We start from the raw sequence: 26464 nt of genomic DNA, 5'->3' as shown, positions 1-26464 counted from the left end.
GCCGGGCTACGGGAACGGCCGGCCGGTGACGACCGCCGTGACCGTCGTCCCGCGCGCGAAGGCGCCCTCCTCGGCCAGGGAGACGAGCCCGTACAGCATCTTGGCGACATACAGCCGCTCCACGGGCAGCGAATGCCGCTGCTCGAAGTCCTGTGCGAAGGCGTCGAGCGCGGGCGTCGTGCGGGCGTAGCCGCCGAAGTGGAAGCGGTCGTCCAGGGACCAGCTCCCGCTGCGGGCGCCGAAGGCGGCTTCCTGGAGCGCCTGGACGTCGGCGGCGAGGAAGCCGCCCTTCAGCACCGGTATGCCGAGCGCCCGGCTGCCGGCGGGCAGCCCGGCGGCGAGTCCGGCGAGCGTCCCGCCGGTGCCGCAGGCCACCGCGACGACCTCCGCGTGCCCGGCCAGTTCCTCGCCCAGGGCCCGGCAGCCGCGCACGGCCGCGGCGTTGCTGCCCCCCTCGGGGACGACGTACGCGTGTTCGGCGCCGGCTGCGCGCAGGATCGCGGCCCGGGTCTCCGGCTCGTGCTTGTGACGGTATGTCGATCTGTCGACGAAGTGCAGCCGCATCCCGTCGGCCGCGCACCGGGCCAGCGACGGGTTGAGCGGCCGGCCGGCCAGCTCCTGGCCCCGGACCACGCCGGTGGTCGCCAGCCCCAGCAGCCGGCCCGCCGCCGCCGTCGCGCGCAGATGGCTGGAGTAGGCCCCGCCGAAGGTGACCAGCGCCCGGCCCCCGGCCGCCTCGATGTTGGGAGCCAGCTTGCGCCACTTGTTGCCGATCAGCTCCGGGTGGACCAGGTCGTCCCGCTTGAGCAGCAGGCGCAGGCCGCGCCGGCCGAACCGGTCGTCCCGCGCCTCCTCCAGGGGTGAGGGCAGGCGCGGGGCGAGCGGGTCGGTGTGCGGGTCGGCGCTGGTCACGCCCTCATCGTCGCCCGGCGGCGGGCGCGGTCGCGGACGGCTGTCACTTCAGGCGATCGCGTACCCGTTCCCGCAGCCACGCCATCGAGAAGCCGCGCGGGTCCACCTTGCCCGGCTGCCATTCCAGGTGGCCGATCACCGAGCGTTCCGTCCACCCGTGGTGGCGGCACACGGCCGCGGCGGCCCGTGCGATCGCGTCCAGCTGAGCCTCGGGCCACGGGTCGTCGCCGTCGCCCATGTTCTCGCACTCGAAGCCGTAGAAGTGCCGGTTGCCGTCCGTGTTCGCCTCGTTGTCCGGCGGCAGCCGTTTCTCCGCGATCACGGCCCGCAGCACCTCGTCGTCACCGAGCCCGGCGTGGTTGGCGCGGCCGTAGCCGACCAGGTGGATCCTGCCGTCCTTGGTGATGACGCCGTGGCACAACGGGCCGGGCAGGGCCGCGTGCCCGTCGCGGCAGAGTTCGACGGTGCGGGCGCTGCCCCGGGTCACCGTGTGGTGGACCATCACGCCGTGGACCGGGCCCCAGGGGCCCTTGTGGTTGCGGTTGTGGTGCTCCCAGTCGCCGACCTCGACGACGGTCGCGCCCTCCGCTCGCAACGCGGCCAGAAATCCGCTCGCGGACATGGGTGGGGCCATGGCCGCCTCCTTCGTGCTGTGCGCGGTCGGCCGCCGGTCGCGGCCCACTCGTCAAGCTGCTTCTACCGAAACCGGACGTCCCGGACTACCTCGTTCGCACACTGTGCGAGCCGATCCGGACAGGCGGCGCATCCGGGGCGACGTCGGACAAGATCCCACTTTCTGCCCAGTAGTGCGATGATCCATTCCCGCTCTTTCGGGTAATGGCACGGCCACGTTACGTAGTGGAACCTTGCTCGTGAGACCGGTGTGCGACTCGGCGCCGGGCATACATGAGAGGGCATTCCCATATGTCGGTAGGCGAAGAGGTCCGCACGGAGCAGGGCAAGCCGCAGCAGTCTCTCGGCACGGCGGCAGCGCGGAACCTGGCCACCACCACCAAGTCCGTTCCGCAGATGCAGGAGATCAGCTCCCGCTGGCTGCTGCGCACACTGCCCTGGGTGGACGTCCAGGGCGGCACGTACCGGGTGAACCGGCGGCTGACGTACGCGGTGGGCGACGGCCGCATCACCTTCGTGAAGACCGGGGACCAGGTGGAGGTCGTCCCGGCCGAACTCGGCGAGCTGCCGGCGCTGCGGTCGTACGAGGACGACGAGGTCCTCACCGAGCTGGCGCGGCGCTGCCGCCAGCGCAACTTCGCGCCCGGAGAGGTCATCGCCTCCTTCGGCGCGCGGACCGAGAAGGTCTACCTGCTGGCCCACGGCAGGGTCGAGAAGATCGGCTCGGGCCCCTACGGCGACGACGCGGTCCTCGGCGTCCTCGCCGACGGTGCCTACTTCGGCGAGGCGGCGCTGCTGGACCCGGACTCCATCTGGGAGTACACCGCCCGCGCGGACACCGCGTGCACGGTGCTGGTCCTCGGCCGGGAGGACTTCGAGCAGGTCGCCGAGCGCTCCGACTCGCTGCGCGAGCACCTGCGGCGGCTGCGCTCCATCCCGGCGCAGCGGACCAACAAGTACGGCGAGAAGGAGGTCGAGCTGGCGGCCGGCCACAGCGGCGAGCCGGACATCCCGCACACCTTCGTCGACTACGAGGCCCGGCCGCGCGAGTACGAACTCAGCATCGCCCAGACCGTGCTGCGCATCCACTCGCGCGTGGCCGACCTGTACAACCAGCCGATGAACCAGACCGAGCAGCAGCTGCGGCTGACCGTCGAGGCGCTCAAGGAGCGCCAGGAGCACGAGCTGGTCAACAACCGGGAGTTCGGGCTCCTGCACAACTGCGAGTACGACCAGCGGATCCAGCCGCACGACGGCGTACCCGGCCCGGACGACATGGACGAGCTGCTCAGCCGCCGGCGGGGCACCAAGCTGTTCCTCGCCCACCCGCGCGCGATCGCCGCGTTCGGGCGTGAGCTGAACAAGCGCGGCCTGGTCCCGGAGACCATCGACATCGGCGGCAACCGCATCCCCACCTGGCGCGGGGTACCGATCTACCCGTGCAGCAAGATCCCCGTCACCGCGGAGCGCACGACCTCGATCATCGCCATGCGTACCGGCGAGGCCGACCAGGGTGTCGTCGGGCTGAGGCAGTCCGGCATCCCGGACGAGATCGAGCCGAGCCTGTCCGTCCGGTTCATGGGCATCAACGAACAGGCGGTAATCAAATACCTGGTGACGGCGTACTACTCGGCCGCCGTCCTGGTGCCCGACGCGCTCGGCGTGCTGGAGAACGTCGAGATCGGCCGGTGGAGGTGACCTCCGCGCACCGCCCCGCCGTGTCCCCGCCCTCCGGGGCGGGTACATCTCCGGGGTACGCGTTCAGCGGGGGCGCGAGCGCCGCCGTCCGCGGGCATCGCGAGGGGGAGCCATGGCCGATTTCATGACGGAGACCAGACAGCGCGCACCCGGACCGCGTGAGCCGCGCGAGTCCACCGGCGGCGCCGCGGCCGGCCCGCCGGACGGGCAGGAGGCGACGGAGCTGCTGGAGCGCACCCGGGCCCTCGTGGACCCGGAGCTGCGCGCGGCGGTCGACTCGTTGCCGGGTTCGATGCGCCGGATCGCCCGCTACCACTTCGGGTGGGAGCACGCGGACGGCACCGCGGCGGCCGGCAACGCGGGCAAGGCCATCAGGCCGGCGCTCGTCCTCGCCGCCGCCGCGGCGCTCGGCGGCCCGGCAGCGAGGACGGCGGCCGTCCGGGCGGCCGTGGCGGTCGAACTGGTCCACAACTTCACGCTGTTGCACGACGACGTGATGGACCGGGACGCCACCCGAAGACACCGGCCCACGGCCTGGACCGTGTTCGGCGACGCCGACGCGATCCTCGCCGGTGACGCGCTGCAGGCACTGGCCCTGCGGCTGCTCGCCGCGGACCCGCACCCGGCCTCCGGGCCGGCTGTCGCCCGGCTCGCCGACTGCGTCGTCGAGCTGTGCGCCGGGCAGCACACCGACACGGCACTGGAGCGGCGCGCTCCAGGGGAGGTGACCCTGGACGAGGTGCTCGCCATGGCCGAGGCGAAGACCGGCGCGCTGCTGGGCTGCGCCTGTGCGCTCGGTGCGCTGTACGCGGGCGCCGGGAAGGAGGAGGCGGCGGCGCTGGACGGCTTCGGGCGCCAGGCCGGGCTCGCCTTCCAGCTCATCGACGACGTGATCGGCATATGGGGCGACCCGCTGCGCACCGGCAAGCCGGCCGGTGCGGATCTCGCCGCCCGCAAGAAGTCCCTGCCGGTGGTGGCGGCGCTGACCTCCGGCACCCCGGCGGGCGCCGAACTCGCCGCGCTGTACGGCAGACCGTACGCCGAGGGAGAGGACGGGGACGGCGGGGAGATCGCGCGTACGGCCCTGGCGGTCGAACGGGCCGGCGGCCGGGACTGGGCGCAGGCCGAGGCGGCCGACCGGATGGCCCGGGCGGTGCAGGAGCTGGCCCGTGCCGTCCCCGCGCCGGAGAGGGCGGGCGGACTGCTGGCCCTGGCCGAGTTCGTGACCCGGCGCAGCAGCTGAACCGGCCGCCGTCCGGCGGCCGGCCGAGGACCCCGGGGCCACCGGGACCGTGCGGCTCCTGACCCCGCACGGTCACCGGGGCTCCGGCTCGGGCGGGACCCGCGCACCCCCACCGTGCGCGGGTCCCGTCGCTCGTCCGTCAGGTCGCGCTGCCAGCCTGCCCGCCGGCGGGTGAACAGCCGGAGGGGGTCGCGCCCCCGGTTCACGCCTCCGGTACGACCGTCCTCACGATGCGGTCGACCAGGCCCTCCGGCACCGTCACGCCCTCCAGGGCTCCGTCCAGGACGCCGGGGAGGGTGAGGTGTTCGAGGAGGAGGCCGAGCATCGCGAGGTAGAGCACGGCGACGGTCTCGTCACCGCCGGGGAGCCCGGCCGCGCGGTGGAACTCCATGCCCTGCTCAAGGTCGCCGCGCACCGACGCGGTGAAGGAGGCCCGCAGTTCCGGGCGGCGAGTGGCCTCCAGACGCATCTCGAACAGGGCCAGGTAGCCGGTGCGGTCACGGACCGCGCGGTCCATGAGGTCCCGCATGAAGGCGGTGACCAGGGCGCGGTCGCGGCGCTGCGACAGCAGCGCCTCCAGCACCTTCGGGTCGGGCGCGAGCCGCACGTGCAGCCGGGCGTCGATCTGGCGGAGCAGGTCGTCACGGCTGGCGAAGTAGTTGGAGGCGGTGCCCGTGGGCACGCCGGCCTCAGCGTCCACCGCGCGGAACGTCAGCCCGCGCGCGCCCTCCCTGGCCAGTACGGCGATGCCGGCGTCCACCAGCGCCGCACGCCGCTCCGGATTGCCCGCCATTGCGGAGCCCCTTCTCTCAGTTGACCCCGGACGGGATTCCGTCCCGGAAGTCTCTTGCAACCACTACGACTGGAGTACTACAAATGGAGCACTACAAGCGCAGTGGTCATCCCGCCGCTGCGCAGCCTACGAAAAGAGACCCGCTTGCGAAAGCTCACGTACTTCGTCGCCTGCTCGCTCGACGGCTTCATCGGCGACGAACAGGGTGACGCCTCGGCGATGTTCCGCTTCCTCGACGAGGAGTACCTCGATTTCCTCCGGACGGAGTTCCCGGAGACCCTGGCCAGTCATGCCCGGGCCCAGCTCGGTCTCGACCACCTGGAGAACCGGCGGTTCGACACCGTCATCCAGGGCCGCCACAGCTATGACCTGGCGCTGAAGGAGGGCATCACCAGCCCCTATGCGCACATGCGGGAGTTCGTCGCCTCGCGCACCCTCGGCGCCTCGCCCGATCCGAACGTCGAGATCGTCGCCGACGACGTGGTCGGCCGCGTGCGCGAGCTCAAGGCGGAGCAGAGCGGCCTGGACATCTACCTGTGCGGGGGCTCGCGGCTCGCCGGCGCCCTGGTCGACGAGATCGACGAACTCGTCGTCAAGAGCTACCCGATCATCTACGGCACCGGTATGCCGATGTTCGGCACCGGGGCGCGGATCACGCAGTTCGCCCTCGATTCGGTCCGGACCTTCGGCAACGGCGTGATCGTGCGGACGTACCGCAGGGAGCGCTGAGCCCACGGCCGCCCTACCCTGAGGACATGGGCAGCGAGAGCAGTGTCTGTCCCGTCTGCGGGCAGGCCGTCGAAACGGTCGTCAGCCGGTACAAGACGCTGGGCGCGTGGGTGCCGAAGTGGGGCCCCGGCCCCTGCCGCAACCCGGGCTGCGCGTCCCGCGCGGAGCACACCGGGACCGCCGACGTACCGGCCGCCCCGGACACCGGGGCGGAGGGCCCGCCGTCCGGTGGGGACGCCGCGCGCCGGACGTGAACCCGCGCAGCGGCCGCCTTTCCCCGGTGCGCGCGGCCCGGCGGGGGCCGTAGCGTGGCCGCATGCCGAAGCTCCCGCACATCGTCCACATCACCGAACGCGCACTGTGGGACGAGGCCCGCGCCCGCGGCGCCTACGAGATGTCCACCCGCGGCCGCACCCTCGAGGAGGAGGGGTTCGTCCACTTCTCCACCCGCGAGCAGCTCCCGCGCATCGCGGCCTTCCTGTACGGCGAGTACGAGGGCCCCGACGAGCTGGTCGTGCTGGTCGTGGACCCGGCCCTGCTCGGCGTGCCGGTGAGGTACGAGGCCATGCCGCCGAACGGCGAGGAGTTCCCGCACGTGTACGGGCCCGTCCCGGTCGGCGCCGTGGTGGACGTCGAGCCCTGGGGCCGGCCGGACTCCCGCTGACCGGGCTCACCCCGGCGGACGCCGGGCGCGGTCCGGCGACCGTGGCGGACGCGGGGCGCCTCAGCCCGCCTCCGGGTCCACGGGCCAGCGCCCGGGGGGCGGGCCGGCGGGTCGCTGGAGGAACCGCAGCATGTTCCCGGCCGGGTCCCGGAACGCGCAGTCCCGCACCCCGTACGGCTGGTCCGTCGGTTCCTGCAGCACGTCGCCGCCGGCCTCCCGGACCCGCTCGTACAGCGCGTCGCAGTCGGCGGTGGTGAAGATGACCCCGCGCAGCAGCCCCTTGGCGAGCAGTTCGGCGATCGCCTGCTTGTCGGCCGCCGAGATGTCCGGGCTGGCGCCCGGCGGCTCCAGCACGATCTCCACGTCCGGCTGCAACGGCGAGCCCACGGTGACCCACCGCATCCCCTCGAAGCCCACGTCGTTGCGGACCTCCATGCCGAGCACGTCGCAGTAGAAGTGGAGCGCCTTGTCATGGTCGTCCACGGCGATGAAGCACTGCTTGAGTTTCAGGTCCATGGCCTCACGCTAGGCCCAGCCGGGCCGCCGCGCGCGGAAGTCCCGGCCGAACCGATCGCCGGAGTGAGGGCCGGCGCCGTTCAGTACGGCCGGCGGCGCGGGCGCGTGAACGAGCGCGCCACGCAGGACGGGATCACCGCGCTCTCCTCGTGCGAGCCGGCCCGGTAGGCGCTCGGCGTCTGGCCGACCAGCTCGGTGAACCGGGAACTGAAGGAGCCGAGGGAGGTGCAGCCGACGGCGAAGCACACCTCGGTCACCGTCAGATCGCCGCGCCGCAGCAGGGCCTTGGCCCGCTCCACCCGGCGGGTCATCAGATAGCTGTACGGCGTCTCCCCGTACGCCTTGCGGAAGCTGCGCTGGAAGTGCCCGGGCGACATGTGGGCGCCGCGGGCCAGCTCCGTCATGTCGAGCGGCTCGGCGTACTCGCGGTCCATGCGGTCGCGCACCCGCCGCAGCCGTACCAGGTCCTCCAGATCCACCCCGACAGCTTGGCACGGCGCGGCTGCGATACTCCAGCCATGGACACGGGGACGGCGACGGGCGGGCGGCGCACGGACACGGCCGGGCGGGCCCGCCCCGCGGACTGGTCGACGCGGCCCGCGACGGCCGAGGACGTCGAGACGATCGCCGAGCTGCGGGCCGAGGTGATGCGCCCGGACCTGGAACGCCTCGGACGCTACGACGAGCACCGGGTCCGCCAGCGGCTGCGGGACGCCTTCTCCACCCGGTACACCTCGGTGGTCCTGAGCGGCGGCGAGTTCGCCGGATGCCTCACGGTCCGGCCGGACGCCGGGGACAGGCAGTGGCTGGAGCACTTCTACCTCGCCCCGCGCCACCAGGGCCGGGGGCTGGGCTCCGCCGTCCTGCGCGCCGTGCTGGAGCGCGCCGACGCACAGGGGACGGCCGTCGCCCTGAACGTGCTGCGGGGCAGCGCCGCCCGCAGGCTCTACGAGCGCCACGGCTTCGTCATGGAGGCCGAGGACCCGGTCGACGTGTTCATGGTGCGCCCGCCCGGCGGCATCGGTCTCCCGCTGTAGGTCCGCGGCCCGATCCGGTTTCCGCCGGTGCGTGCCAGCCTCGTCCCATGACGCATTCCTGGCCCGGTCACCTCGACGTCGGAGCGGTCCGGTTCGCCCGGCCGACCGCGCACTTCGAGGACGTCGTGGTCTTCTACCGCGACGTCCTCGGCCTGCCCGTGCTCGCGCAGTGGCGCGGTCACGCGGGCTACGACGGGATCGTCCTCGGCCTGCCCGGCGCCCCGGTGCACATGGAACTCCTCCAGCACGGCGATCCGCCCCGCATCCCCGAGCCGCACCCCGAGAACCAGCTGGTGCTCTACCTGCGCGGCCCCGAGGCCGTCTCCGTCGCCGTCCGCCGGCTGGCCGGCCACGGGTACGGCCCGGTCCCCGCCGCGAACCCCTACTGGACCGAACGCGGCGGCGTCCTCTTCCAGGACCCGGACGGCTGGCAGGTCGTGCTGGCCCCCTGGGTGTTCGGCGAGGATCCGCCACCGGCGCCCTGAAGCGCGACGAGGGCGCGAAAATACCGCACCCGGACCGTCAGGACGCCCAGGAGGGCGTGCCGACGATCCGGGTGCGGGGAGGCGGACCTGGCGACCTGGAAAAACGGGTCACAGGGCGTGATCGTGAGATCAGGCCTTCTTGGTCTCCCAGAAGATCTTGTCGATCTGCGCGATGTAGTCCAGCGCCTTCTGGCCCGTCGCCGGGTCGGTGGACGCCTTGGCGGCCGAGAGGGCCTTCAGGGTGTCGTTGACCAGCTGGTGCAGCTCCGGGTACTTCTCGAAGTGCGGGGGCTTGAAGTAGTCGCTCCACAGCACGGAGACGTGGTGCTTCGCCAGCTCGGCGCGCTGCTCCTTGATGACGGTGGCACGCGCCTGGAAGTGCGGGTCGTCATTGCCGGCCATCTTCTCCTGGACGGCCTTCACCGACTCCGCCTCGATGCGGGCCTGGGCCGGGTCGTACACGCCGCAGGGCAGGTCGCAGTGCGCGCTGACCTTGACCTTGGGGGCAAACAGGCGGGAAAGCATGGAGCATTCCTTCCTCGTGATCGTCTTCTCAGGTGCGACATTACTCCCTGTGGGACCTGTTTTCGTGAGTGCCCCCTAGGGCTTAGGACAAAAGTCCGGGGTCACACTGGGACTGGTGGAGGAACGGACCGGGGAGGTGCCGGGATGCCGGAGCTGTCGCAGGAGAGCGAGCGGGGGAGATCCGGGGCGCCCTTCGGGCTCGCCGAGGTGACGGGTCCCTCCATGGTGCCCACGCTGCACCATGGCGACCGGCTCCTGCTGCAGTACGGTGCGGCGGTCCGGCCGGGGGACGTCGTGGTGCTGCGGCACCCCTTCCAGCAGGACCTGCTCGTCGTCAAGCGCGCCGTGGAGCGGCGCGAGGGCGGCTGGTGGGTGCTCGGGGACAACCCCTACGCGGGCGGCGACAGCACCGACTACGGGGTGGTGCCCGACGAGCTGGTCCTGGGCAGGGCGCGGCTGCGCTACCGGCCGCTGCGGCCCGGTCAGCGTTCGCCGCTGGCGCTCGTGCGCTGGGCGTTCTCCGCGGCGAGGCCGCTGCTCACCGACCGGTCGGCCTCCAGGCGCTTGCGGGCCCGGTAGGCGGCCACGTTGGCGCGGGTCGCGCAGCGGTCGGAGCAGTAGCGCCGGGAGCGGTTGGTGGACGTGTCGAGGTAGGCGTTGCGGCAGGGGGCCGCCTGGCACAGGCCCAGCCGGTCGACGCCGTACTCGGTCAGGTGGAAGGCCAGGCCCATCGCGGCGATGGCCGCGTAGCCGGCGGTGGCGTTGGAGGGGTGGTCGGCCAGGTGCATGTGCCACAGCGGGCGGCCGTCCTCGTCGCGGTGGTCGTGACCGGAGATCTGCGGACTGACCGGGAACTCCAGCAGCAGTGAGTTGAGGAGGTCGACCGCGAGGGTCTCGTCGCCCTCGTCGGCCGCCTCGAAGACCGAGCGCAGCCGGGACCGCACCGAGCGGAAGCGGGTGACGTCGGCGTCCGTGGTGCGGCGGGCCGCCGAGGCGTTGGCGCCGAAGAGGTCGCGGACGGCCTCGACCGACGTCAGGGAGTCCTTGCCCCGGACCGGCTCCTCGCTGTTGACGAGGCGTACGGCGTAATCCGAGTAATAGGCCAGTTCCACTTGTAGTCCTTACGGAGGCGCTCTATGGTCATGTCTGCGGTCGGGTAACAGCCGGTCGTGCTTCCAGGGTATTACGCGTGCGTGAGGAGACGGGGCTTCCATGACCACCAGTACCGGCACCGGAACCGACTGGACCGCCTGGCAGAAGAGCTGGGACCGGCAGCAGGAGTGGTACATGCCGGACCGCGAGGAGCGGTTCCGGATCATGCTCGACATGGTCGAGGCGCTCGTCGGCACCGCGCCGCGCGTGCTCGACCTCGCCTGCGGCACCGGCACCATCACCGCCCGGCTGCTGGCCCGCTTCCCCGACGCGACCAGCACCGGGGTCGACCTCGACCCGGCCCTGCTGGCCATCGCCCGCGGCACCTTCGAGGGCGACGACCGCGTCTCCTTCGTCACCGCCGACCTCAAGGACCCCGACTGGCCGGCACGGCTGCCGTTCGGCTCCTACGACGCGGTGCTGACCGCCACCGCCCTGCACTGGCTGCACAGCGAACCCCTCGCGGCACTCTACGGACGGCTCGCCGAGCTGGTGCGCGCCGGCGGTGTGTTCATGAACGCGGACCACATGATCGACGAGAGCACCCCGAGGATCAACGCGGCCGAACGCGCCCAGCGGCACGCCCGCATGGATCAGGCCAAGCGGGACGGCGCGCTGGACTGGGCCGAGTGGTGGCGGGTGGCCGCGGAGGACCCGGTCCTGGCCGAACCGACGGCCCGCCGCTTCGAGATCTACGGCGAGCACGCCGACGGCGACATGCCGTCCCCGGCGTGGCACGCGCGCGCCCTGCGCGAGAAGGGCTTCGAGGAGGCCCGGCCGGTGTGGTGCTCGCCCTCGGACACGCTGCTGCTCGCGGTGAAGTAGGTGGGGACGATGCTCGCAGGTGATGGGGTGAATGCCCTGCGATCGGTCCTGGTGTCCTCGTGTGAAAACAGTGCTACGGCGGCCACCGTATCGATGTTCCGCCGTAGCACTGCGATTGTGAGGAGGCCGACCCTGACGGCCTCGCCCTCGGTCAGCGCCGCCCTCGTTGCGGTAGGAGCACCATCAAAACTGTCATGCTCTGAGGAAGATCTGAGCTTTGTGTGCGCGGTTTCTGCCAGCCTCACAGAAGTGCAGTGCAACGGCGGGGTGCGCTCACCTGTCCCGGTGAACGCACCCCGCCGTAGGAACTCTCTCAGAGCACCTTGGACAGGAACGACTGGGTCCGCTCGTGCTGGGGATCGGTCAGGACGTCGCGGGGATGGCCGGATTCGACCACCACGCCTCCGTCCATGAACACCAGACTGTCGCCCACCTCGCGGGCGAAGCCCATTTCGTGCGTGACGACGACCATCGTCATGCCGGACTCAGCGAGGTCGCGCATGACGTCCAGGACGTCACCGACCAGCTCCGGGTCCAGCGCCGAGGTCGGCTCGTCGAACAGCATCAGCTTCGGGTCCATCGCCAGCGCCCGGGCGATCGCTACCCGCTGCTGCTGGCCACCGGAGAGCTGCGAGGGGTAGTTCCCGGCCTTGTCGGCGAGGCCCACCCGCTCCAGGAGCTGCATCGCGCGCTCCTTGGCCCGGGCTTTGCCGACGCCCTTGACCTGGACCGGCGCCTCGATGACGTTCTCCGCCGCTGTCATGTGCGGGAACAGGTTGAAGCGCTGGAAGACCATGCCGATGTCCCGGCGCTTCAGCGCGACCTCGCTGTCCTTCAGCTCGTACAGCTTCTCGCCCTTCTGGCGGTAGCCGACCAGATCGCCGTCCACGTAGAGACGGCCGGCGTTGATCTTCTCGAGGTGGTTGATGCACCTCAGAAAGGTCGACTTGCCGGAGCCGGAGGGGCCGATGAGGCAGAACACCTCACCCTGTTTGACCTCCAGATCGATGCCCTTGAGCACCTGGACGTGGCCAAAGGACTTGTGGACGCCCTCCGCCTTGACCATCGCGGCCGTGCCCGTGGGAACGGCGTCACTCTTGCTCAGCTTGTCGGTCATGCGCCCACCGCTCCCCTCGGGCTGCCCAGCGACAGCACGTTCGCCCGCACCTTCTGCCACGGGGTCGGCGGCAGCTGGCGGCTTGAGCCGCGTGCGTAGTAGCGCTCGATGTAGTACTGGCCCACGCTCAGCACCGAGGTCATGATCAGGTACCAGGCCGCGGCCAGGAAGTACATCTCCACCGGGGCGCCGGAGTTCTGGCCGATGTCCTGGGCGAAGCGGAACAACTCCGGATACTGGACGGCCGCCACGAGCGAGGTCGTCTTCAGCATGTTGATCACTTCGTTGCCCGTCGGCGGCACGATCACACGCATCGCCTGCGGGATGATGATCCGCCGCAGCGTCTTGCTGTGGCTCATGCCGAGGGCGTGCGCCGCCTCGGTCTGGCCCTCGTCCACCGCGAGCAGGCCGGCCCGGCAGATCTCCGCCATGTACGCCGCCTCGTTCAGACCCAGGCCGAGCAGCGCCGTCAGCAGCGGCGTCATGAAGTTCGACCAGTAGTCCTTGTAGAACGGCATCAGGTTGATGTACTCGAAGACCAGGCCCAGGTTGAACCAGAGGAACAGCTGGACCAGGACCGGGGTGCCGCGGAAGAACCAGATGTAGAACCAGGCGATCGACGAGGTCACCGGGTTCTTCGACAGCCGCATCACCGCGAGGACGATGCCGCCCACGATGCCGATCAGCATCGACAGGACCGTCAGCAGAAGGGTCTTGCCGACACCCCTCATGATCCGGTCGTCGAAGAAGTAGTCCGGAACTGCGTGCCAGTTGATCTGGCCCTGGCTGAACGCGTAGATGATCGCGACGAGGATCGCGATGGCGATGACGGCGGTGACGTACCGTCCGTAGTGCCGGACCGGGATCGCCTTGATGGCCTCCGGGCCGGCCGGGGGAGTGCGCTGTTCCCCGGCCGCCGACTTGTCGATGTCAGTCACGGGTGTTGCCTCTCAGTGGCCGCTTCGGGTCCGCGGGTCACTTGCCGCCGTTGATCACGGACTGCTTGACGGCGCCGTCCTGCGCGCCCCACTTCTCCAGGATCTTGCCGTACTCGCCGCTCTTGATGACGGCGTCCATCGCGGCCTGCAGGGCGTCCCGGAGCTGGGTGTCCTTCTTGGCCACGGCGATGCCGTAGGGCGCGGCCTCGACCTGCTCGCCGACGACCTCGAAGTCCTTGCCGCCGCCGGAGGTCTTCACCGCGTACGCGGCGACCGGGAAGTCGGCGGACACGGCGTCCGCGCCGCCCGAGCGCAGCCGGGTCTGGGCCTGCTGGTTGTCGTCGAAGGCCTCGATCGCGAGCTTCTTGCCGCTCGGACATTTCTTGGCCTGCTCCTTGGCCAGGTCCTCCGAAGTGGTGCCGCGCTGCACGGCGAGCTTCTTGCCGCAGAGGTCGTCCCAGGTGGTGATGCCCTTGGTGTCGCCCTTGCGGGTGTAGATGGAGACACCGGCGGTCAGGTAGTCCACGAAGTCGACGCCCTCGCCAACCTTCTTGCCGGTGTCGGGGTCGACACCCTCCTGACGGTTCTTGTTGTCCGTCATCGCCGACATCGCGATGTCGTAGCGGTCCGAGCGCAGACCGGTCAGCAGGCCGTCGAAGGTGCCGTTCTCGAACTGGAACTTCACCCCGAGCTGCTTGCCCAGGGCCGCCGCCAGGTCGGGGTCGAGGCCGACGACTGCGCCGGAATTGTCCTTGTACTCGACCGGGGCGTACGCGATGTCCGACCCGACTCTGACAACGCCGCTGCTGCGGATGTCCTTGGGCAGCTTGCCGGCCAGCGGCGCGCTGCCGGCGGCCGAGCTGCCGGAGTCGTTGCCGCTGTCCTTGGTCTGGTCACCGCAGCCGGTGAGGATCAGGGCGCCGGCGACCGCGATCGCACCGACCGCTGCAGTCCGGGCGCGGGCGGGAGTACGACGGGTGGAGCTTGCGGTCATGGTGGTTCCTCCGGCGGGTGGAGAGAGGTGCCGATGGGTCGACGGAAACACACACCTTCGGGTGTCGCGACCTCGTGGGTTTACGGCATCTTGCCATTCGGGTTAGCCCATTCAGTGGAGTCGCAATGTCAAAATCGGATAACGGGCGATCCCCCCATCACGTCAGGACGGGCCCTCCCCGGCCCCGCACCCCGGATCATCTGCGGAGATCCCGCCCTCTGGCCGCAAGAACTTCTACCCGTCTCACGATGTGGTCGGCCAAGACGGTGGTTTTTCCCATCCTGCAGGGCCCTTGCCAGGGGCGTGAGCGTCCTGTCAGCCCCGTGTCACCCCTGTGTGGCTTTCTGGTTCCCAGATGTGACCTTGCACCTAATGGACTCGTCGTCAGCGCCGTCCGTCCGGTAAGAAGGTTCTTTACACCCCTCATCCGGGGCTCAGGGCGCGTGTGCGGCGCGCCCGTCGCGCAGCCGCCCGTACGTATCGGCAACCGGGCCTGCGCGGTGCCCGCCCACCCCTCACCAGGAGTGGTCGACCCTCAAACCATGCATACCTAAGGGGTAAGACAAAGTGGCAGCGGAGATCGTCAATCCTCGCAGCGACAACACAACGGATCAGGACGGGGCCGAGCCCCTCGATTCCTTCGATCCCGCGTTCGCGCTCCATCGCGGCGGCAAGATGGCCGTGCAGGCCACCGTTCCGGTCCGCGACAAGGACGACCTGTCCCTCGCGTACACGCCCGGCGTCGCGCGCGTGTGCACCGCGATCGCGGAGCAGCCGGACCTGGTCAACGACTACACATGGAAGTCCTCGGTGGTCGCCGTCGTGACCGACGGCACGGCCGTGCTGGGACTCGGGGACATCGGACCCGAGGCCTCCCTCCCCGTGATGGAGGGCAAGGCCATCCTGTTCAAGCAGTTCGGCGGGGTCGACGCGGTGCCCATCGCGCTCGACTGCACGGACGTCGACGACATCGTCGAGACCGTGGTCCGGCTCGCTCCCTCCTTCGGCGGAGTGAACCTGGAGGACATCTCGGCGCCCCGGTGCTTCGAGATCGAGCGCCGGCTGCAGGAGCGCCTGGACATCCCGGTCTTCCACGACGACCAGCACGGCACGGCCGTCGTGACGCTCGCGGCGCTGCGGAACGCGGCCCGGTTGAGCGGGCGCGAGATCGGACAGCTCCGGGCGGTCATCTCGGGCGCCGGCGCGGCCGGTGTCGCCATCGCCAAGATGCTGATCGAGGCCGGCATCGGGGACGTGGCCGTGGCGGACCGCAAGGGCGTCGTGTCGGCCGGCCGGGAGGACCTGACGCCGGTCAAGCGCGAGGTGGCCTCCTTCACCAACAAGGCCGGCATCACCGGGTCGCTGGAGGACGCCCTCGCGGGCGCGGACGTCTTCATCGGCGTCTCCGGCGGCACGGTCGCGGAGGCGGCCGTCGCCTCCATGGCCGAGGGCGCCTTCGTGTTCGCGATGGCCAACCCGAACCCGGAGGTGCACCCGGAGGTGGCGCACAAGTACGCGGCGGTCGTCGCGACGGGGCGCTCCGACTTCCCGAACCAGATCAACAACGTGCTGGCCTTCCCCGGGATCTTCGCGGGCGCGCTGCAGGTGCGGGCCTCGCGGATCACCGAGGGTATGAAGATCGCCGCCGCCGAGGCGCTGGCCGCCGTCGTGGGCGACGACCTCGCCGCCGACTACGTCATCCCCTCGCCGTTCGACGAGCGGGTCGCCCCCGCGGTGACGGCGGCGGTGGCGGCCGCCGCCCGGGCCGAGGGCGTGGCCCGACGCTGACGTCGCGCCGGAATGGCCCCGCCCGTTTCGGGCGGGGCCATTCCCTTTTGCACGCCCGCCCGACTGCCCGATCGACTGCCTGCCCGACCGGCCCGCGGGACGGAGCGGTGCCCCGGAGGCATGCCGGGCCGGGCTGCGCCGGTCGGGTGCCCTTGCGCAAGAGGGCATGTGTCACAGCCCCCCGCGGTTCCGCCGGCTGCACGGCGCACCTATCGTCGAGCCCATGTTCGCTGCCTACGCCGCCCGAATCGACCGCGACCAGCCGCTCACCGGACTCGAGTTGGGGGAGCGTCCGGCCCCCGAGGCCCGGCCCGGCTGGAGCACCGTGAACGTCCGCGCCGCCTCCCTCAACCACCACGACCTCTGGTCCCTGCGCGGTGTGGGCCTGGCCGAGGACAAGCTGCCGATGATCCTCGGCTGTGACGCCGCCGGGATCGACGAGGACGGCAACGAGGTCGTCCTGCACTCCGTCATCGGCCAGAGCGGCCACGGGGTCGGTCCCAAGGAGCCCCGCTCCATCCTCACCGAGCGCTACCAGGGCACGTTCGCCGAGCAGGTGGCGGTGCCGACCTGGAACGTCCTGCCCAAGCCGAAGGAACTGTCCTTCGCCGAGGCCGCGTGTCTGCCGACGGCCTGGCTGACGGCCTACCGGATGCTGTTCACCAACGCCGGGGTCCGCCCCGGTGACTCGGTCCTCGTGCAGGGCGCGGGCGGCGGTGTCGCCACCGCCGCGATCGTGCTGGGCAAGGCGGCCGGCCTGCGGGTCTTCGCGACCAGCCGGGACGAGGCCAAGCGCAAGCGCGCACTGGAACTCGGCGCGGTCGAGGCGGTGGAGTCGGGAGCCCGGCTGCCGCAGCGCGTGGACGCCGTCATCGAGACCGTGGGCGCCGCCACCTGGTCCCACTCGGTGAAGTCCCTGCGGCCCGGGGGCACGCTCGTGATCTCCGGCGCCACCAGCGGTGACCGTCCCTCGCACGCCGAGCTGACCCGGATCTTCTTCCTCGAGCTGAAGGTCGTCGGCTCCACCATGGGCACCAAGGACGAGCTGGAGGACCTGCTCTCCTTCTGCGCCGCCACCGGCGTACGCCCCGTCATCGACGAGATCCTGCCGCTGGACCGGGCCCGTGAGGGTTTCGAACGGCTGGCATCCGGCGAGCAGTTCGGCAAGATCGTCCTGACCAACGAGTGATCGAGCCCGCCGGCGGCGTGGCCCGGGGGAGGGCCGGGGCCACGCCGCCGTGCGGGCCCCGGCCGCCCGCGGGTCAGACCCTCGGGCGGCGCAGTATCGCGCCGATGTGGGCCGCCGCCGCGGACAGGTGCCCGCGGGCGTCCTGGAGCTGGTCGGCGGTGACGCCGTGGTCCCGGGCCGCGTCGCGGATGTCGTCGCGGAAGCGGTCCAGCAGGCGGTCCAGGTCGCGGGCCGGTTCGCCGGTGGGGGCCTCGTGCGCCCAGGACGGTTCGTACTCCGCCGGGAAGTCCTCCGGGGGCGTGGAGTACTCCGGCGCGGGGGCCGACTTGCGCGGGGTGGCGCCCGCCCCTTCCGCGGTCCGGCCGAAGCCCCGGTCCTTGCCGAACTCCTTGCCGTACTCCTTCCCGAACTCGCCGAACTCCTTGGCGAGTTCGGTCAGCCCCTCGCGTACCCCGGTCGGCCAGTCGCCACGGGTGAAGTGGTCCTGCACGCGCTCCTGGACCCGGTGGGCGATGCGCTGCATCTCCTCCTGCGCCTGGGCCCGCGCCCGCGCCTGCGCCTCCTGGGCCTGGTGGCGGGCCCGCTGGGCCTCCTCGCGGGCCCGGCGGCTCTCGTCCTTGGCGCGGCGGGCCTGCTCCTTCCACTCCTGCTTGACCCGGCGCATCTCCTCCTTGGCGGCCCGCCAGGCCTCCTTGTCGCCGAGGTCGCCGCTGTCCCCGAGGGGGCCCGTCTCGCCGCCGGTCCGCCCGGAGCCCCGGCGGGCCTCGGAGGCGGCGGCGCGCATCTCGCGCCGCAGATCGCCTGCCGCGCCGCGCACGTCGGCCTTGATCTCGGCGGCGAGCTCCGCCACGGACTCGCGGATCTCCAGCTCCAGGTCGGCCAGCTCGCCGCTGCGGTCGGCGAGTTCGGCGCGGCCGGCGTCGGTGATGGCGTAGACCTTGCGGCCGCCCTCCGTGGTGTGCGTGACCAGGCCCTCGGCCTCCAGCTTGGCCAGACGGGGGTAGACCGTGCCCGCCGAGGGGGCGTACAGGCCCTGGAAGCGCTCCTCGAGGAGTCTGATCACCTCGTAGCCGTGGCGCGGGGCCTCGTCGAGCAGCTTGAGCAGGTACAGGCGCAGACGGCCGTGGGCGAAGACGGGGGGCATGTCAGAGCACCTTCTTGTCGGTCGTGCCGTCGGTCGTGCCGCCGGCCGGGGAGCCGGCGCCGGCCTCGCGGGGGGTGTCGGGCTCGTCCTCGCCCGGCGGGCGGCGCAGCAGCGCGATGGAGCCCGATACCGTCGTCGCCCTGAGCTTGCCGTTGCCCGCGCCGAGCCGGCCGGTGATCTTGTGGGCGCCCCACTGGCCGTGCACGCGCAGTCCGTCGAAGGCGTTGGAGATCGTGCCGCTCGCGGTGTTGGCCTCCACCTCCGCGTCCGCCGGGTGCGGCAGGCGGATCGCGATCTCGCCGGAGACGCTGGTCAGGCGGACGTCGGTGGGCCCGTCCGGGTCCAGGTCGATGATCATGGAGCCGCTGACCGAGTCGGCCCGGACGGAGGGGCCCGAGCCCTCGACCACGGTCAGGTCGCCCGAGACGGAGTTGAACCGCAGATCGCCCGTGACGGCCTGGGCCTCCAGGTTGCCGGACACGGTGTCGGCGCGGACCTGGCCGGAGAGGCCGACGAGGGTGGTGTCACCGGTGACGCCCTTGATCACCGAGGGGCCGCTCGTCCCGGAGACGACCGCGCCCGCGCCGACCACGCCCACCTCCACGCGGGTGTCGGCCGGCACCGCGAGGGAGACGACCGCGCTGCGGCGCCAGCCCTTGCGGTCGAGCCACTTGAGGAAGCCCTTCCACGGCAGGTCGTCGTAGGCGACGGTGAGCGTGCCGCCCTGGTGGGTGACGATCAGGGGTGGACCCTCGATGTCCGTGACCTCCAGGCGCGCGGAACCTTCGTCCGTGCCGACGACGTTCACCGTTCCGTTGACGATGCGGACGTGCAGGTCGCGTACCGGGGTGTCGAAGGTCAGTTTCTGGGGGTCGGCGATGGACCACTCGGACATGAGGCCTCCTTGGCCGGACACGGACACGCCATATCGCGTCTTCTGAGAAACACGATATATCGTGGATGGGGAAAGTCAAGGCGTCTCTGCATAGGCTGTAGGTGCGCCCACAGGGCTGGGCGGACAGGCAGGAGAGGCAGTCCATGTACTTCACCGACCGCGGGATCGAGGAGCTCGAGAAGCGGCGCGGCGAGGAAGAGGTCACCTTCGAGTGGCTCGCCGAGCAGTTGCGCACGTTCGTCGACCTCAACCCGGACTTCGAGGTGCCCGTCGAGCGGCTCGCGACCTGGCTCGCCCGGCTCGACGACGAGGACGACGAGTAACCCGGCGACGCCGGCGATCCGGCGCCGAGAGCGGCGAGGGTGATGAACGGCCCTTGTCGTCCGTTGCCCCTCCCCCTCACCTGTCACCGGAGTTAGCCTTCTTCTCCATTCGGTGAACGGGGGCGTCATGGGTGGAGGAGTCGAACGCGTACGGCTCGACGACGGAACGGTCGTCTGGGCCAGGATCGGCGGGCGCGGCGAGGACGCGCCCGACGAGGGCGGTTACTGGGACACGAGCCTCGGCGACCGGGTCGTCGACATGGCGGGCGGGCTGGCCGGCACGGTGGGCGGCGTCGTGCGCTCCTTGCGCGCCGGTCTGGACACGCCCGCGGCGGTCGAGGTGTCCGTCAGCTTCGGCATTGAACTGACGGCGCAGGCCGGCCGGATCGTGAGCGCCATCGCGCAGGGCGGCGGCACGTCCTCCCTGACGGTGTCCCTGACCTGGACCGAACCCGCGACAGCGGCGGGCGGCGCGGATCCCGCGGCGCCCGGCGGCGGGGACACCGCCCCGCGCCCGCCGGCCCCCGGCTCGGCATGAGCGCCTTCGACGAGATGGTGCGCCCCTCCCTCGCGCGCATCGGCGCAGCGGGTGACGGGTATGCAACGGACCGTGACCCGTACTGGGGATCGGGGTTCTTCATCGCCCCGGGCTGGCTGTTGACCTGTGCCCACGTCGTGGGGAAGGGGGGAGCCGCGGTGTGCCGAGGGGCGAGCGCCTTACGCGTGACCTGGCAGGAACGCTCCACCGAACCCGCCGCCGCCGACGCCTGGCAGGAACGCTCGGGCACCGGGACCGCGGTGCTCCTGGCGCCCCGGCCCGAGGAACCGGAGTCGCTCCGCGACCCCTGGCCGTTCCCCGACCTGGCGCTCGTCCGGGTCGACGGCGCGGACGACGTGCGGTGCCTCTGGCTGGGCGACCGGGAACCCGGCGCCCGCGCCCCGCTCGGGCTGTACGGCTGGTCCCTGCAGACCGGCGAGCTGGGCGTCCGGCACGGCACCGGCGAACTCGCGGGTTCCGACGCCCGCGCACTGCTGCTCGGCGGCAGCCTGCCGATCGGCGGACTGTCCGGCGGACCCGTGCTCGACCTGCGGCACGGCTCCGTCGTCGGCGTCATCAAGGGCCGCCGCCGGGAGGAGGGCGTCGCCGTCCCGGTCACCGCGCTGCACGAGCTGCTGGACCGGCGCGACACGGCCGGCGTCCTGCGCGACGTGCTGCGCGCGCACGATCGGCACCATCTCCGGCTCCTGGACGACCCGTCGCCGTACCCGAACTGGACCATGCTCCAGGCCACGCTGCCCGCGCTCGCGCCGCCCGTCTCCGGGATCACCGCCGAACTCCGGGCGCGGCTCTACGGCCACCTCGCCGAGCTGCCGCCGCCCGCCGGGGCGGGCGAGATCGTCCACCTCGTGGAGCAGGTCAAGGAGCGGGTGCGGGGCGAACGGCTGCGCTCGCTGGTGCCGCGGAACGTGCGGACCTGGCGCGAGGGCGCGGCCCTGCTGTACGGACTGCGCACCCTGGACGAGGAGGGCGGCGGGACGCTGGTCGACCTCGACGCCGTCCTGCTGTACGCGGCGGAGGTGGTGCGCAGGACCGTGCGGGAGCGCCCCGGTGAGACCGACCCGGCCCTGCTGCGCGCGTTCACCGAATGGCTCGGCGCGCAGGCCGGGAGGCACCGGCACTGGGCGGTGAGCGGGGCCATCCGGGGACTGCTGGACGGTGTCGACGGCCGGTGGCCGGACGGAGGAGCGAACGCGGCGGCGGGTGGAGCGGCCGGAGGGGTGACGGGTACGGGGCCGGGCGCCGGCCGCACCCCCACGAGCACCCCCGTGCCCGCCGCAGCCGCCACTACGGCCGCCGCCACGGCCGCGCCCCCCGCCCCCGTGACCGTCCCTCCCCTCGTTTCCGGACTCCAGGCCCCGCCCGCGCCCGTGCTCCCGTCCATACCCGAGCCCCCGGCCCCGCCGGACCTTCCGTTCGTCCCCGACCCCCGGGTCGCCCCCGAGGCCCACGGGGTGGGGGCCACGCCGGCCGAGGCGGTGGCCACCGGCCGTACCGACGTCCTCGTCAGGGTCGGCGCGTCCATGTACGGCGGGCTGCATCCCTGGAGCGTGGAACTGGTCCACGACGGCCTCGACGTCACCCCGGTCGCGTCCGACGACCGGGGGGTGCCCGTCGGCGAACTCGCGGCGGTGCTGCGCGCGCCGCTGGGCCGCGCGCTGGACCTCGGCGACCAGGGCGAGCACCTCGCCGGGATCGAGGTCTTCCTCCCCCGCAAGCTGTTCGACCTGCCGGTGGACGAGTGGCAGTTGCTGCCCGACCACCCCGGCGCGCCGGGGGACGAGGGCCGGGACGACGAGGAGGACGACGACTTCGTGGACGAGCGGTCCATGCCCCTCGGCATGCGCCGGACCGTCGTCATCCGGGACCTGCGGCGCAACGAGCGCCCGCCCTCCCCGGAGTGGCGCAGGCGCTGGCGGGCGGTGGCCCGCGGACCGCTCACGCACGAGCCGCTGCACGGCCGCGCCCCGGCCGACGGCCACGCCGCCATGCCCCGCTCGGGGAGCCGCTACCCGTACTACGGCACCCTGACGGCGCTGGACGACACCTGCGTCCCGGTCTACTGCGGTCCCGTGGCGAGCGGGGAGGGGCAGGCGGCGATGAGGGACGCGCTGACGGCGGGCCACCCGGTGGTGCTGTGGCGCCGGGACCGGCACGACCACGACGAATGCAAGGACTTCCACGAGCAGGCCGCCCATGTGGTGGGCGCCGCCCGGCACGCCGACGGCCTGCACGAACCGGTGCGCGAGCTGCGCATCCGGCTGTACGACCCCGACGCTGCCGGGGCGCAGGGCCTGCGCGGGAAACTGGCCCTCCTCTACGATCCGCCGGACCGCCCGCCACGATCCGCCGGGACGATGCGCCCGCCCCCGCTGGCCGCTCCGGACGGCTGACGCATGGCGTGTGCCAGGCGGACGGATCCGCCGGAGCGCCAGGCGAAGAGTTCCGCCGGAGAGCCAGGCGGACCGCCCCGCCGGACAGCGCGGCGGAGGGTCCCGCCGGACAGGCCCGGCGGACGCCCGCGGATGGCCGGCCGGTCCCACGGCCGGCCCGGCCCCGGCCCTGCCGCCGTCCCCGCCCGCCCCGGCCGCCCGCCGGTCCGGTCGCCACCCCACGGCGGATCCGCCCGGCGCGCCCGGACATCCCGTCAAACCCCGTACGCAACACGGCTGTTCGAAGGTCCGGAAGTGAACGCCGGGCCGCTCGAACCTCGGCAGACACGGCCGCCTGACGGTAGCCTCGTAGCGCGCATGGCCGGGCCCGCTGCATGATCACCGGATTTGGGAGGAGCCCAAGGTGAACGACTGGCGGATCTACTGCGGAGTGGGTCAGCCGCACGACGGCATGCGGCGGTTGCCGCCCCCGCCGCCCTGGCGCGACTTCACGTCCGCCCGGGGCGACGACGCGGAGGCCGGCCCCGAGGACCCCAGCAGCGCCCGCCGGCTCGGCGTCCGCCGCCGCCTGGTGGAGAGCTACGCGCCCCGGCCGGCCGAGGTGGACGCGGTCAACGCGGCCCTGTACCTGCGCCGGCCGCTCCTGGTCACCGGCAACCCGGGCACGGGCAAGTCGACCCTGGCGTACGCCATCGCCCATGAACTCGGTCTCGGCAAGGTGCTGCGCTGGCCCATCGTCAGCCGCACCGGTCTCCAGGACGGGCTGTACCGGTACGACGCCATAGGCCGCCTCCAGGACGTGCAGCTCGAGCGGGCCCGCGGCGGCGAGGGCGGCACGGCCGCGCCCGGCATCGGCTCCTACATCCGGCTCGGCCCGCTCGGCACCGCCCTGCTGCCCGCCGAGCAGCCCCGCGTACTGCTCATCGACGAACTCGACAAGAGCGACCTCGACCTGCCCAACGACCTGCTCAACACCCTGGAGGAGGGCGAGTTCTCCATCCCCGAGCTGGAGCGGCTGGCCGACCGCGAACCCGTCGTCGAGGTGCTGACCCACGACGGCGGCCGGGTCGCCGTGCACGGCGGCCGTATCGCCTGCACCGCCTTCCCGGTGATCGTCCTGACCTCCAACGGCGAACGCGACTTCCCCGCCCCGCTGCTGCGGCGCTGCGTCCAGCTCGAGCTGGACCCGCCCGGCGAGGAGCAGCTCACCGCGATGGTCGAGGCGCACCTCGGCACGGAGGGTGTGGCCGGCGGGGCCGATCTCATCCGCAGGTTCCTGGAGCGCGAACCCGGCGAGGTGCTCGCCGCCGACCAGCTCCTCAACGCCCTCTTCCTCACCCGCCACGACCCGCGCGCGCAGAGCCTCACCCGGGAGCGGATCGCCGAGATGCTCATGCAGCCGCTCGACCGTACGAGGTGAGGGACGGATGCCCGGGATGCGCCTGGACGAGCTGATCGGCAAGCTGCGCCAGGGCGGGCTCGACCTCACCGCGGAAGACGTGGCCGACGCGGTCTGGCTGGCCCGGCGGCTCGGCGCGGCGCCGCCCCGCGACGCGCCCGCGCGGCAGCCCGGCCCCGGCCCGGTGGACCCGCCCGCCGCCGGTCCGGACGCAGCTCCCGTCGACGCCGACGCCGACGCCGACGCCGGCACGCAGACGCCGGCCGCCGAACCGCCCCGGACCCGGGCGGACGCCCCCGCAGCCCCGGTACCGCTGCTCACCCCCGGCCTCCCGGCGCGCCCGCACGGGAACGCCGGCGCGCCCACCGCCTTCCCGGTCCGGGCGCCCGCCGCGGGCGCCCTGCCCGGGCTGCTCGGCCTGGAGAAGGCGCTGCGCGCCCTCGGCCGCTACCAGGTCGCCGCCGCCCCGCCCCGTGACGAGCGGATCGACGAGGAGGCCACCGCCGAGCGCGCCGCCGCCAGCGGCATCCTGCTCCCGGTCACCCGGCCCGGCCGCCGCCGGCGCTGCGACGTCCAGCTGCTCATGGACACCGGACCCAACATGGCCGTCTGGGGGCAACTGGTCGAGGAACTAAGGCAGGCCTGCCAGCAGTCCGGCGCCTTCGCCTCGGTCCGCGTCCACCAGCTGTACGCCGACGACTCCGGCGCCCTCCTCGTCGGTACGACCACCGGTCCCGGACGGCACACCCGGCTGCGCCCGGCCGACGAACTGCACGATCCCACCGGCCGCCGGCTCACCTTCGTCATCAGCGACTGCGTGGGCCCGCTGTGGCAGAACGGCAGCGCGCAGCGGCTGCTGCACCAGTGGCCGCGCACCGCCCCGCTGGCCGTCGTCCAGCCGCTGCCGCCCCGCCTGTGGGGCCGTACCGAGCTGCCCGCCGAGCCGGGCCTGCTGGTCCGCCCCTACGGGGTGGCCGGGAAGCTTTCCTTCGAACCCGACGACGAGCCGTGGGAGGAACCCGCGCCGGGCGCCCGGCCGGTGCCGGTGCTGCAGCCCACCCCGGAGGCCTTCGAGGCCTTCGCCCGGCTGCTCGGCGGCAGCGGTCCGGTGAGCGAGCGGGCCTGGGCGGCGTTCACCGACCCGGGCAGGGCCCCGGCGCCCGCCGGTGCGGCCGCGCGGGAGGACGGCCCGTCGTACGACGACGGTGATCCGTACGGCGGCGACCGGTCGCGCGTCCACGACGAGCCGCGCAGCGACGACGAGTTGCTGCGGGCCTTCCGTGCCGGAGCCTCGCCCGGCGCCGTACGGCTCGCCGTCTATCTCGCCGCGGCCCCGCTCACCCTGCCCGTGATGCAACTGGTGCAGCGGGCGATGCTGCCCGACACCGGGCCCATGGAACTGGCCGAGGTGCTGCTCGGCGGGCTGCTCAGGCAGCTCCCCGGCACCGGTGACCAGCCCTGCTTCGCCTACTCGGGCCGGGTGCAGAACCTGCTGCTGTCCTCCCTCGACCAGGACACCGCCGGACTCGTTCTCAAGCACTGCTCGGCGTACGTGGAGCGGCACTTCGGGCGCGGCACCCGCAACTTCGCCGCGCTCGCCGCGGCCCGGCTCGCCGACCACGACCCGTCCGCCGGCGCCGGTCACGTCCCACCGGACGGCGTCCGCCCCGAGGACGGCGGCAGCGTCGAGGCCGAGCTGTTCGCCCGGATCCCGGCCCGCGTCCTGCGCTTCTACCTGCCCGACCTCGTCACGCCCGACCCGCTCACCGAGGCCGAGCGCCTGCTCGACCAGTGGCGCCACCTGGCCGACCCGGAGGTGCTGCGCCGCGCCCGTGAACAGGCCCGCGCGGCTACCGCCCCCGCCCACGCCGTCCTCCCGGGCGCCGGCGCCGCCGTCCGGTCCCACCTGGTCCTCGGTCGCGTCCTGCGCGCCGAGGCGGGCACGGCGGCCGCACGTGCGGCGGGGCGCCGCGCCGAGCTGCTGCGCGAGGCGGCGGCCGAACTCGCCGCGGCGCACGCGGCGGCCGGCGCCGACAGCCGTGAACGCGCCGAGGCCGCGCTGGAACTGGCCTCCTGCCGCCGTGAGCTGTGGCGTCTGACGGCGGAGGGCGACCAGCTCGCCGCCGCCCTGGACGTCCTGGACGCCGCGGCCGCGCCCTGGCCGTCCCTGACCGAACGGGCACGGGCCTGGCCGGGCGCCGGGCACGAGGCCCCCTCCGCGCGCCCGGACGACACCGGCGGGAGCGCCCGGCCCGGCACCGGGACGGGGGAGGGGACGGCCGACGGTACGGTCCCGGCCGCCCGGGCGGACGCGGACGATACGGCTCGCGGCGCGACCGTCGCACAGCACCGGGCGCCGACGGCTGCCGGCGAGGGCGCCCGGCCCGGCACGGACACGGGCGGCGGGACGGCCGACGGCGTGGCCCCGGCCGCCCGGGCGGAGGCGGACGGTACGGCTCGCGGCGCGACCGTCGCACAGCACCGGGCGTCGACGGCTGCCGATGAGGGCACCA

Annotated in this window: 28 protein-coding genes; 16 read left to right on the top strand and 12 right to left on the bottom strand. The window is 72.9% G+C overall.

The features are described from left to right. Nucleotides 1-6: 6 nt before the first annotated feature. Both ACFYU0_RS33175 and ACFYU0_RS33170 read right to left on the bottom strand, forming a co-directional pair. Nucleotides 7-912, bottom strand: coding sequence for a pyridoxal-phosphate dependent enzyme (locus ACFYU0_RS33175; RefSeq protein WP_351662663.1), 906 nt, complete (start codon nt 910-912; stop codon nt 7-9). A gap of 43 nt (nt 913-955) precedes the next feature. After that, nucleotides 956-1546: an N-acetylmuramoyl-L-alanine amidase gene (locus ACFYU0_RS33170; RefSeq protein ID WP_351662666.1), complete on the bottom strand. Its 591-nt coding sequence runs from the start codon at nt 1544-1546 to the stop codon at nt 956-958. A gap of 290 nt (nt 1547-1836) precedes the next feature. On the opposite strand from ACFYU0_RS33170, the gene ACFYU0_RS33165 reads away from it, so the two are divergent. Beyond that, nucleotides 1837-3243, top strand: a complete 1407-nt coding sequence (locus ACFYU0_RS33165; protein WP_389306022.1) for a family 2B encapsulin nanocompartment shell protein — start codon at nt 1837-1839, stop codon at nt 3241-3243. 112 nt (nt 3244-3355) lie between these two features. Continuing rightward, on the top strand, nt 3356-4486 hold the full coding sequence (locus ACFYU0_RS33160) for a family 2 encapsulin nanocompartment cargo protein polyprenyl transferase (RefSeq protein WP_389306020.1): 1131 nt from the start codon (nt 3356-3358) through the stop codon (nt 4484-4486). A 202-nt stretch (nt 4487-4688) separates the two neighbouring features. On the opposite strand, the gene ACFYU0_RS33155 is transcribed toward ACFYU0_RS33160, so the two are convergent. Continuing rightward, on the bottom strand, nt 4689-5279 hold the full coding sequence (locus ACFYU0_RS33155) for a TetR/AcrR family transcriptional regulator (protein ID WP_389306018.1): 591 nt from the start codon (nt 5277-5279) through the stop codon (nt 4689-4691). Between the two features lie 144 nt (nt 5280-5423). Here ACFYU0_RS33155 and ACFYU0_RS33150 point away from each other — a divergent pair, with 144 nt between their 5' ends. The 3 genes from ACFYU0_RS33150 to ACFYU0_RS33140 all read left to right on the top strand — a co-directional run bounded on the left by ACFYU0_RS33150 (nt 5424) and on the right by ACFYU0_RS33140 (nt 6672). After that, entirely contained in the window at nt 5424-6008 is a 585-nt protein-coding gene (locus tag ACFYU0_RS33150) for a dihydrofolate reductase family protein (protein WP_389306016.1), read from the top strand. A 26-nt stretch (nt 6009-6034) separates the two neighbouring features. Next, nucleotides 6035-6262 carry a hypothetical protein gene (locus ACFYU0_RS33145; RefSeq protein ID WP_351662681.1) on the top strand — a complete coding sequence of 76 codons (228 nt, stop codon included), beginning with the start codon at nt 6035-6037 and terminating at the stop codon, nt 6260-6262. A 62-nt stretch (nt 6263-6324) separates the two neighbouring features. Further along, nucleotides 6325-6672 (top strand): DUF952 domain-containing protein, encoded by a 348-nt coding sequence (locus ACFYU0_RS33140; RefSeq protein WP_351662684.1) that lies wholly within the window; start codon nt 6325-6327, stop codon nt 6670-6672. A 60-nt stretch (nt 6673-6732) separates the two neighbouring features. Here the strand turns inward: ACFYU0_RS33140 and ACFYU0_RS33135 are convergent, their stop codons facing one another. Together ACFYU0_RS33135 and ACFYU0_RS33130 are read right to left on the bottom strand one after the other, a co-directional pair. Continuing rightward, nucleotides 6733-7188 (bottom strand): VOC family protein, encoded by a 456-nt coding sequence (locus ACFYU0_RS33135; protein ID WP_389306014.1) that lies wholly within the window; start codon nt 7186-7188, stop codon nt 6733-6735. An 80-nt stretch (nt 7189-7268) separates the two neighbouring features. Then, the gene (locus ACFYU0_RS33130) at nt 7269-7667 is read right to left on the bottom strand and encodes a helix-turn-helix transcriptional regulator (protein WP_351662690.1); all 399 of its coding nucleotides are present in this window, start codon (nt 7665-7667) and stop codon (nt 7269-7271) included. A 39-nt stretch (nt 7668-7706) separates the two neighbouring features. Between ACFYU0_RS33130 and ACFYU0_RS33125 the strand changes: the two genes are divergently transcribed. Together ACFYU0_RS33125 and ACFYU0_RS33120 are read left to right on the top strand one after the other, a co-directional pair. Next, a complete protein-coding gene (locus ACFYU0_RS33125) occupies nt 7707-8225 on the top strand; it encodes a GNAT family N-acetyltransferase (RefSeq protein ID WP_351662693.1) in 519 nt (172 codons plus the stop codon). Nucleotides 8226-8272: 47 nt separating this feature from the next. After that, the gene (locus ACFYU0_RS33120; protein ID WP_351662696.1) at nt 8273-8710 is read left to right on the top strand and encodes a VOC family protein; all 438 of its coding nucleotides are present in this window, start codon (nt 8273-8275) and stop codon (nt 8708-8710) included. A gap of 129 nt (nt 8711-8839) precedes the next feature. Here the strand turns inward: ACFYU0_RS33120 and sodN are convergent, their stop codons facing one another. After that, nucleotides 8840-9235 (bottom strand): superoxide dismutase, Ni, encoded by a 396-nt coding sequence (gene sodN, locus ACFYU0_RS33115; RefSeq protein ID WP_004983535.1) that lies wholly within the window; start codon nt 9233-9235, stop codon nt 8840-8842. 144 nt (nt 9236-9379) lie between these two features. Between sodN and sodX the strand changes: the two genes are divergently transcribed. Continuing rightward, entirely contained in the window at nt 9380-9814 is a 435-nt protein-coding gene (sodX, locus tag ACFYU0_RS33110) for a nickel-type superoxide dismutase maturation protease (RefSeq protein WP_351662699.1), read from the top strand. Here sodX and ACFYU0_RS33105 read toward each other — a convergent pair. After that, the gene (locus tag ACFYU0_RS33105) at nt 9718-10347 is read right to left on the bottom strand and encodes a CGNR zinc finger domain-containing protein (RefSeq protein WP_351662702.1); all 630 of its coding nucleotides are present in this window, start codon (nt 10345-10347) and stop codon (nt 9718-9720) included. The two genes, sodX and ACFYU0_RS33105, sit on opposite strands and share 97 nt — an antisense overlap. A 100-nt stretch (nt 10348-10447) precedes the next feature. On the opposite strand from ACFYU0_RS33105, the gene ACFYU0_RS33100 reads away from it, so the two are divergent. Next, a complete protein-coding gene (locus ACFYU0_RS33100) occupies nt 10448-11212 on the top strand; it encodes a class I SAM-dependent methyltransferase (RefSeq protein WP_351662705.1) in 765 nt (254 codons plus the stop codon). Nucleotides 11213-11525: 313 nt separating this feature from the next. On the opposite strand, the gene ACFYU0_RS33095 is transcribed toward ACFYU0_RS33100, so the two are convergent. The 3 genes from ACFYU0_RS33095 to ACFYU0_RS33085 are packed head-to-tail and all read right to left on the bottom strand — an operon-like array spanning nt 11526 to nt 14261. Then, complete coding sequence (locus ACFYU0_RS33095; RefSeq protein WP_389306010.1) at nt 11526-12329, bottom strand: amino acid ABC transporter ATP-binding protein; 804 nt, start codon at nt 12327-12329, stop codon at nt 11526-11528. Further along, the gene (locus ACFYU0_RS33090) at nt 12326-13267 is read right to left on the bottom strand and encodes an amino acid ABC transporter permease (protein WP_389306008.1); all 942 of its coding nucleotides are present in this window, start codon (nt 13265-13267) and stop codon (nt 12326-12328) included. The genes ACFYU0_RS33095 and ACFYU0_RS33090 overlap by 4 nt, the downstream gene beginning before the upstream one ends. 37 nt (nt 13268-13304) lie before the next feature. Continuing rightward, nucleotides 13305-14261, bottom strand: a complete 957-nt coding sequence (locus ACFYU0_RS33085; RefSeq protein WP_351662715.1) for an ABC transporter substrate-binding protein — start codon at nt 14259-14261, stop codon at nt 13305-13307. A gap of 567 nt (nt 14262-14828) precedes the next feature. On the opposite strand from ACFYU0_RS33085, the gene ACFYU0_RS33080 reads away from it, so the two are divergent. Then, the gene (locus tag ACFYU0_RS33080; protein ID WP_351662718.1) at nt 14829-16049 is read left to right on the top strand and encodes an NADP-dependent malic enzyme; all 1221 of its coding nucleotides are present in this window, start codon (nt 14829-14831) and stop codon (nt 16047-16049) included. A 223-nt stretch (nt 16050-16272) separates the two neighbouring features. Further along, on the top strand, nt 16273-17238 hold the full coding sequence (locus tag ACFYU0_RS33075) for a zinc-binding dehydrogenase (protein ID WP_351662721.1): 966 nt from the start codon (nt 16273-16275) through the stop codon (nt 17236-17238). A gap of 73 nt (nt 17239-17311) precedes the next feature. Here ACFYU0_RS33075 and ACFYU0_RS33070 read toward each other — a convergent pair whose 3' ends face one another. Together ACFYU0_RS33070 and ACFYU0_RS33065 are read right to left on the bottom strand one after the other, a co-directional pair. Further along, on the bottom strand, nt 17312-18382 hold the full coding sequence (locus ACFYU0_RS33070; protein WP_351662723.1) for a PadR family transcriptional regulator: 1071 nt from the start codon (nt 18380-18382) through the stop codon (nt 17312-17314). Between the two features lies 1 nt (nt 18383). After that, complete coding sequence (locus ACFYU0_RS33065) at nt 18384-19277, bottom strand: DUF4097 family beta strand repeat-containing protein (protein ID WP_351662726.1); 894 nt, start codon at nt 19275-19277, stop codon at nt 18384-18386. A gap of 143 nt (nt 19278-19420) precedes the next feature. Between ACFYU0_RS33065 and ACFYU0_RS33060 the strand changes: the two genes are divergently transcribed. From ACFYU0_RS33060 to ACFYU0_RS33040, 5 genes are all read left to right on the top strand, one after another. Further along, a complete protein-coding gene (locus ACFYU0_RS33060) occupies nt 19421-19600 on the top strand; it encodes a DUF6104 family protein (protein WP_003992906.1) in 180 nt (59 codons plus the stop codon). A gap of 127 nt (nt 19601-19727) precedes the next feature. Continuing rightward, complete coding sequence (locus tag ACFYU0_RS33055) at nt 19728-20138, top strand: CU044_2847 family protein (RefSeq protein WP_351662729.1); 411 nt, start codon at nt 19728-19730, stop codon at nt 20136-20138. After that, complete coding sequence (locus ACFYU0_RS33050) at nt 20135-22552, top strand: trypsin-like peptidase domain-containing protein (RefSeq protein ID WP_389306004.1); 2418 nt, start codon at nt 20135-20137, stop codon at nt 22550-22552. Before ACFYU0_RS33055 ends, ACFYU0_RS33050 begins: the two co-directional genes overlap by 4 nt. A 403-nt stretch (nt 22553-22955) precedes the next feature. Beyond that, on the top strand, nt 22956-23972 hold the full coding sequence (locus tag ACFYU0_RS33045; protein ID WP_351662732.1) for a MoxR family ATPase: 1017 nt from the start codon (nt 22956-22958) through the stop codon (nt 23970-23972). Between the two features lie 7 nt (nt 23973-23979). Next, on the top strand, nt 23980-26464 hold a 2485-nt coding region (locus tag ACFYU0_RS33040; protein WP_389306002.1), incomplete at its 3' end, for an SAV_2336 N-terminal domain-related protein.

Origin of the sequence: Streptomyces sp. NPDC003720, assembly GCF_042875075.1 — a bacterium.
Lineage (GTDB): Bacteria > Actinomycetota > Actinomycetes > Streptomycetales > Streptomycetaceae > Streptomyces.
Note: the sequence above shows the minus strand (reverse complement) of the source record. Positions and strands in the feature narration are given on the sequence as shown.

Bases quoted from the DNA above. Each gene is read 5' to 3' on its own strand.
- ACFYU0_RS33170 (WP_351662666.1), bottom strand. From the start codon at position 1,546: ATGGCCCCACCCATGTCCGCGAGCGGATTTCTGGCCGCGTTGCGAGCG.
- ACFYU0_RS33165 (WP_389306022.1), top strand. From the start codon at position 1,837: ATGTCGGTAGGCGAAGAGGTCCGCACGGAGCAGGGCAAGCCGCAGCAG.
- ACFYU0_RS33160 (WP_389306020.1), top strand. From the start codon at position 3,356: ATGGCCGATTTCATGACGGAGACCAGACAGCGCGCACCCGGACCGCGT.
- ACFYU0_RS33155 (WP_389306018.1), bottom strand. From the start codon at position 5,279: ATGGCGGGCAATCCGGAGCGGCGTGCGGCGCTGGTGGACGCCGGCATC.
- ACFYU0_RS33145 (WP_351662681.1), top strand. From the start codon at position 6,035: ATGGGCAGCGAGAGCAGTGTCTGTCCCGTCTGCGGGCAGGCCGTCGAA.
- ACFYU0_RS33140 (WP_351662684.1), top strand. From the start codon at position 6,325: ATGCCGAAGCTCCCGCACATCGTCCACATCACCGAACGCGCACTGTGG.
- ACFYU0_RS33135 (WP_389306014.1), bottom strand. From the start codon at position 7,188: ATGGACCTGAAACTCAAGCAGTGCTTCATCGCCGTGGACGACCATGAC.
- ACFYU0_RS33125 (WP_351662693.1), top strand. From the start codon at position 7,707: ATGGACACGGGGACGGCGACGGGCGGGCGGCGCACGGACACGGCCGGG.
- ACFYU0_RS33120 (WP_351662696.1), top strand. From the start codon at position 8,273: ATGACGCATTCCTGGCCCGGTCACCTCGACGTCGGAGCGGTCCGGTTC.
- sodN (WP_004983535.1), bottom strand. From the start codon at position 9,235: ATGCTTTCCCGCCTGTTTGCCCCCAAGGTCAAGGTCAGCGCGCACTGC.
- sodX (WP_351662699.1), top strand. From the start codon at position 9,380: ATGCCGGAGCTGTCGCAGGAGAGCGAGCGGGGGAGATCCGGGGCGCCC.
- ACFYU0_RS33100 (WP_351662705.1), top strand. From the start codon at position 10,448: ATGACCACCAGTACCGGCACCGGAACCGACTGGACCGCCTGGCAGAAG.
- ACFYU0_RS33095 (WP_389306010.1), bottom strand. From the start codon at position 12,329: ATGACCGACAAGCTGAGCAAGAGTGACGCCGTTCCCACGGGCACGGCC.
- ACFYU0_RS33085 (WP_351662715.1), bottom strand. From the start codon at position 14,261: ATGACCGCAAGCTCCACCCGTCGTACTCCCGCCCGCGCCCGGACTGCA.
- ACFYU0_RS33075 (WP_351662721.1), top strand. From the start codon at position 16,273: ATGTTCGCTGCCTACGCCGCCCGAATCGACCGCGACCAGCCGCTCACC.
- ACFYU0_RS33070 (WP_351662723.1), bottom strand. From the start codon at position 18,382: ATGCCCCCCGTCTTCGCCCACGGCCGTCTGCGCCTGTACCTGCTCAAG.
- ACFYU0_RS33065 (WP_351662726.1), bottom strand. From the start codon at position 19,277: ATGTCCGAGTGGTCCATCGCCGACCCCCAGAAACTGACCTTCGACACC.
- ACFYU0_RS33060 (WP_003992906.1), top strand. From the start codon at position 19,421: ATGTACTTCACCGACCGCGGGATCGAGGAGCTCGAGAAGCGGCGCGGC.
- ACFYU0_RS33055 (WP_351662729.1), top strand. From the start codon at position 19,728: ATGGGTGGAGGAGTCGAACGCGTACGGCTCGACGACGGAACGGTCGTC.
- ACFYU0_RS33050 (WP_389306004.1), top strand. From the start codon at position 20,135: ATGAGCGCCTTCGACGAGATGGTGCGCCCCTCCCTCGCGCGCATCGGC.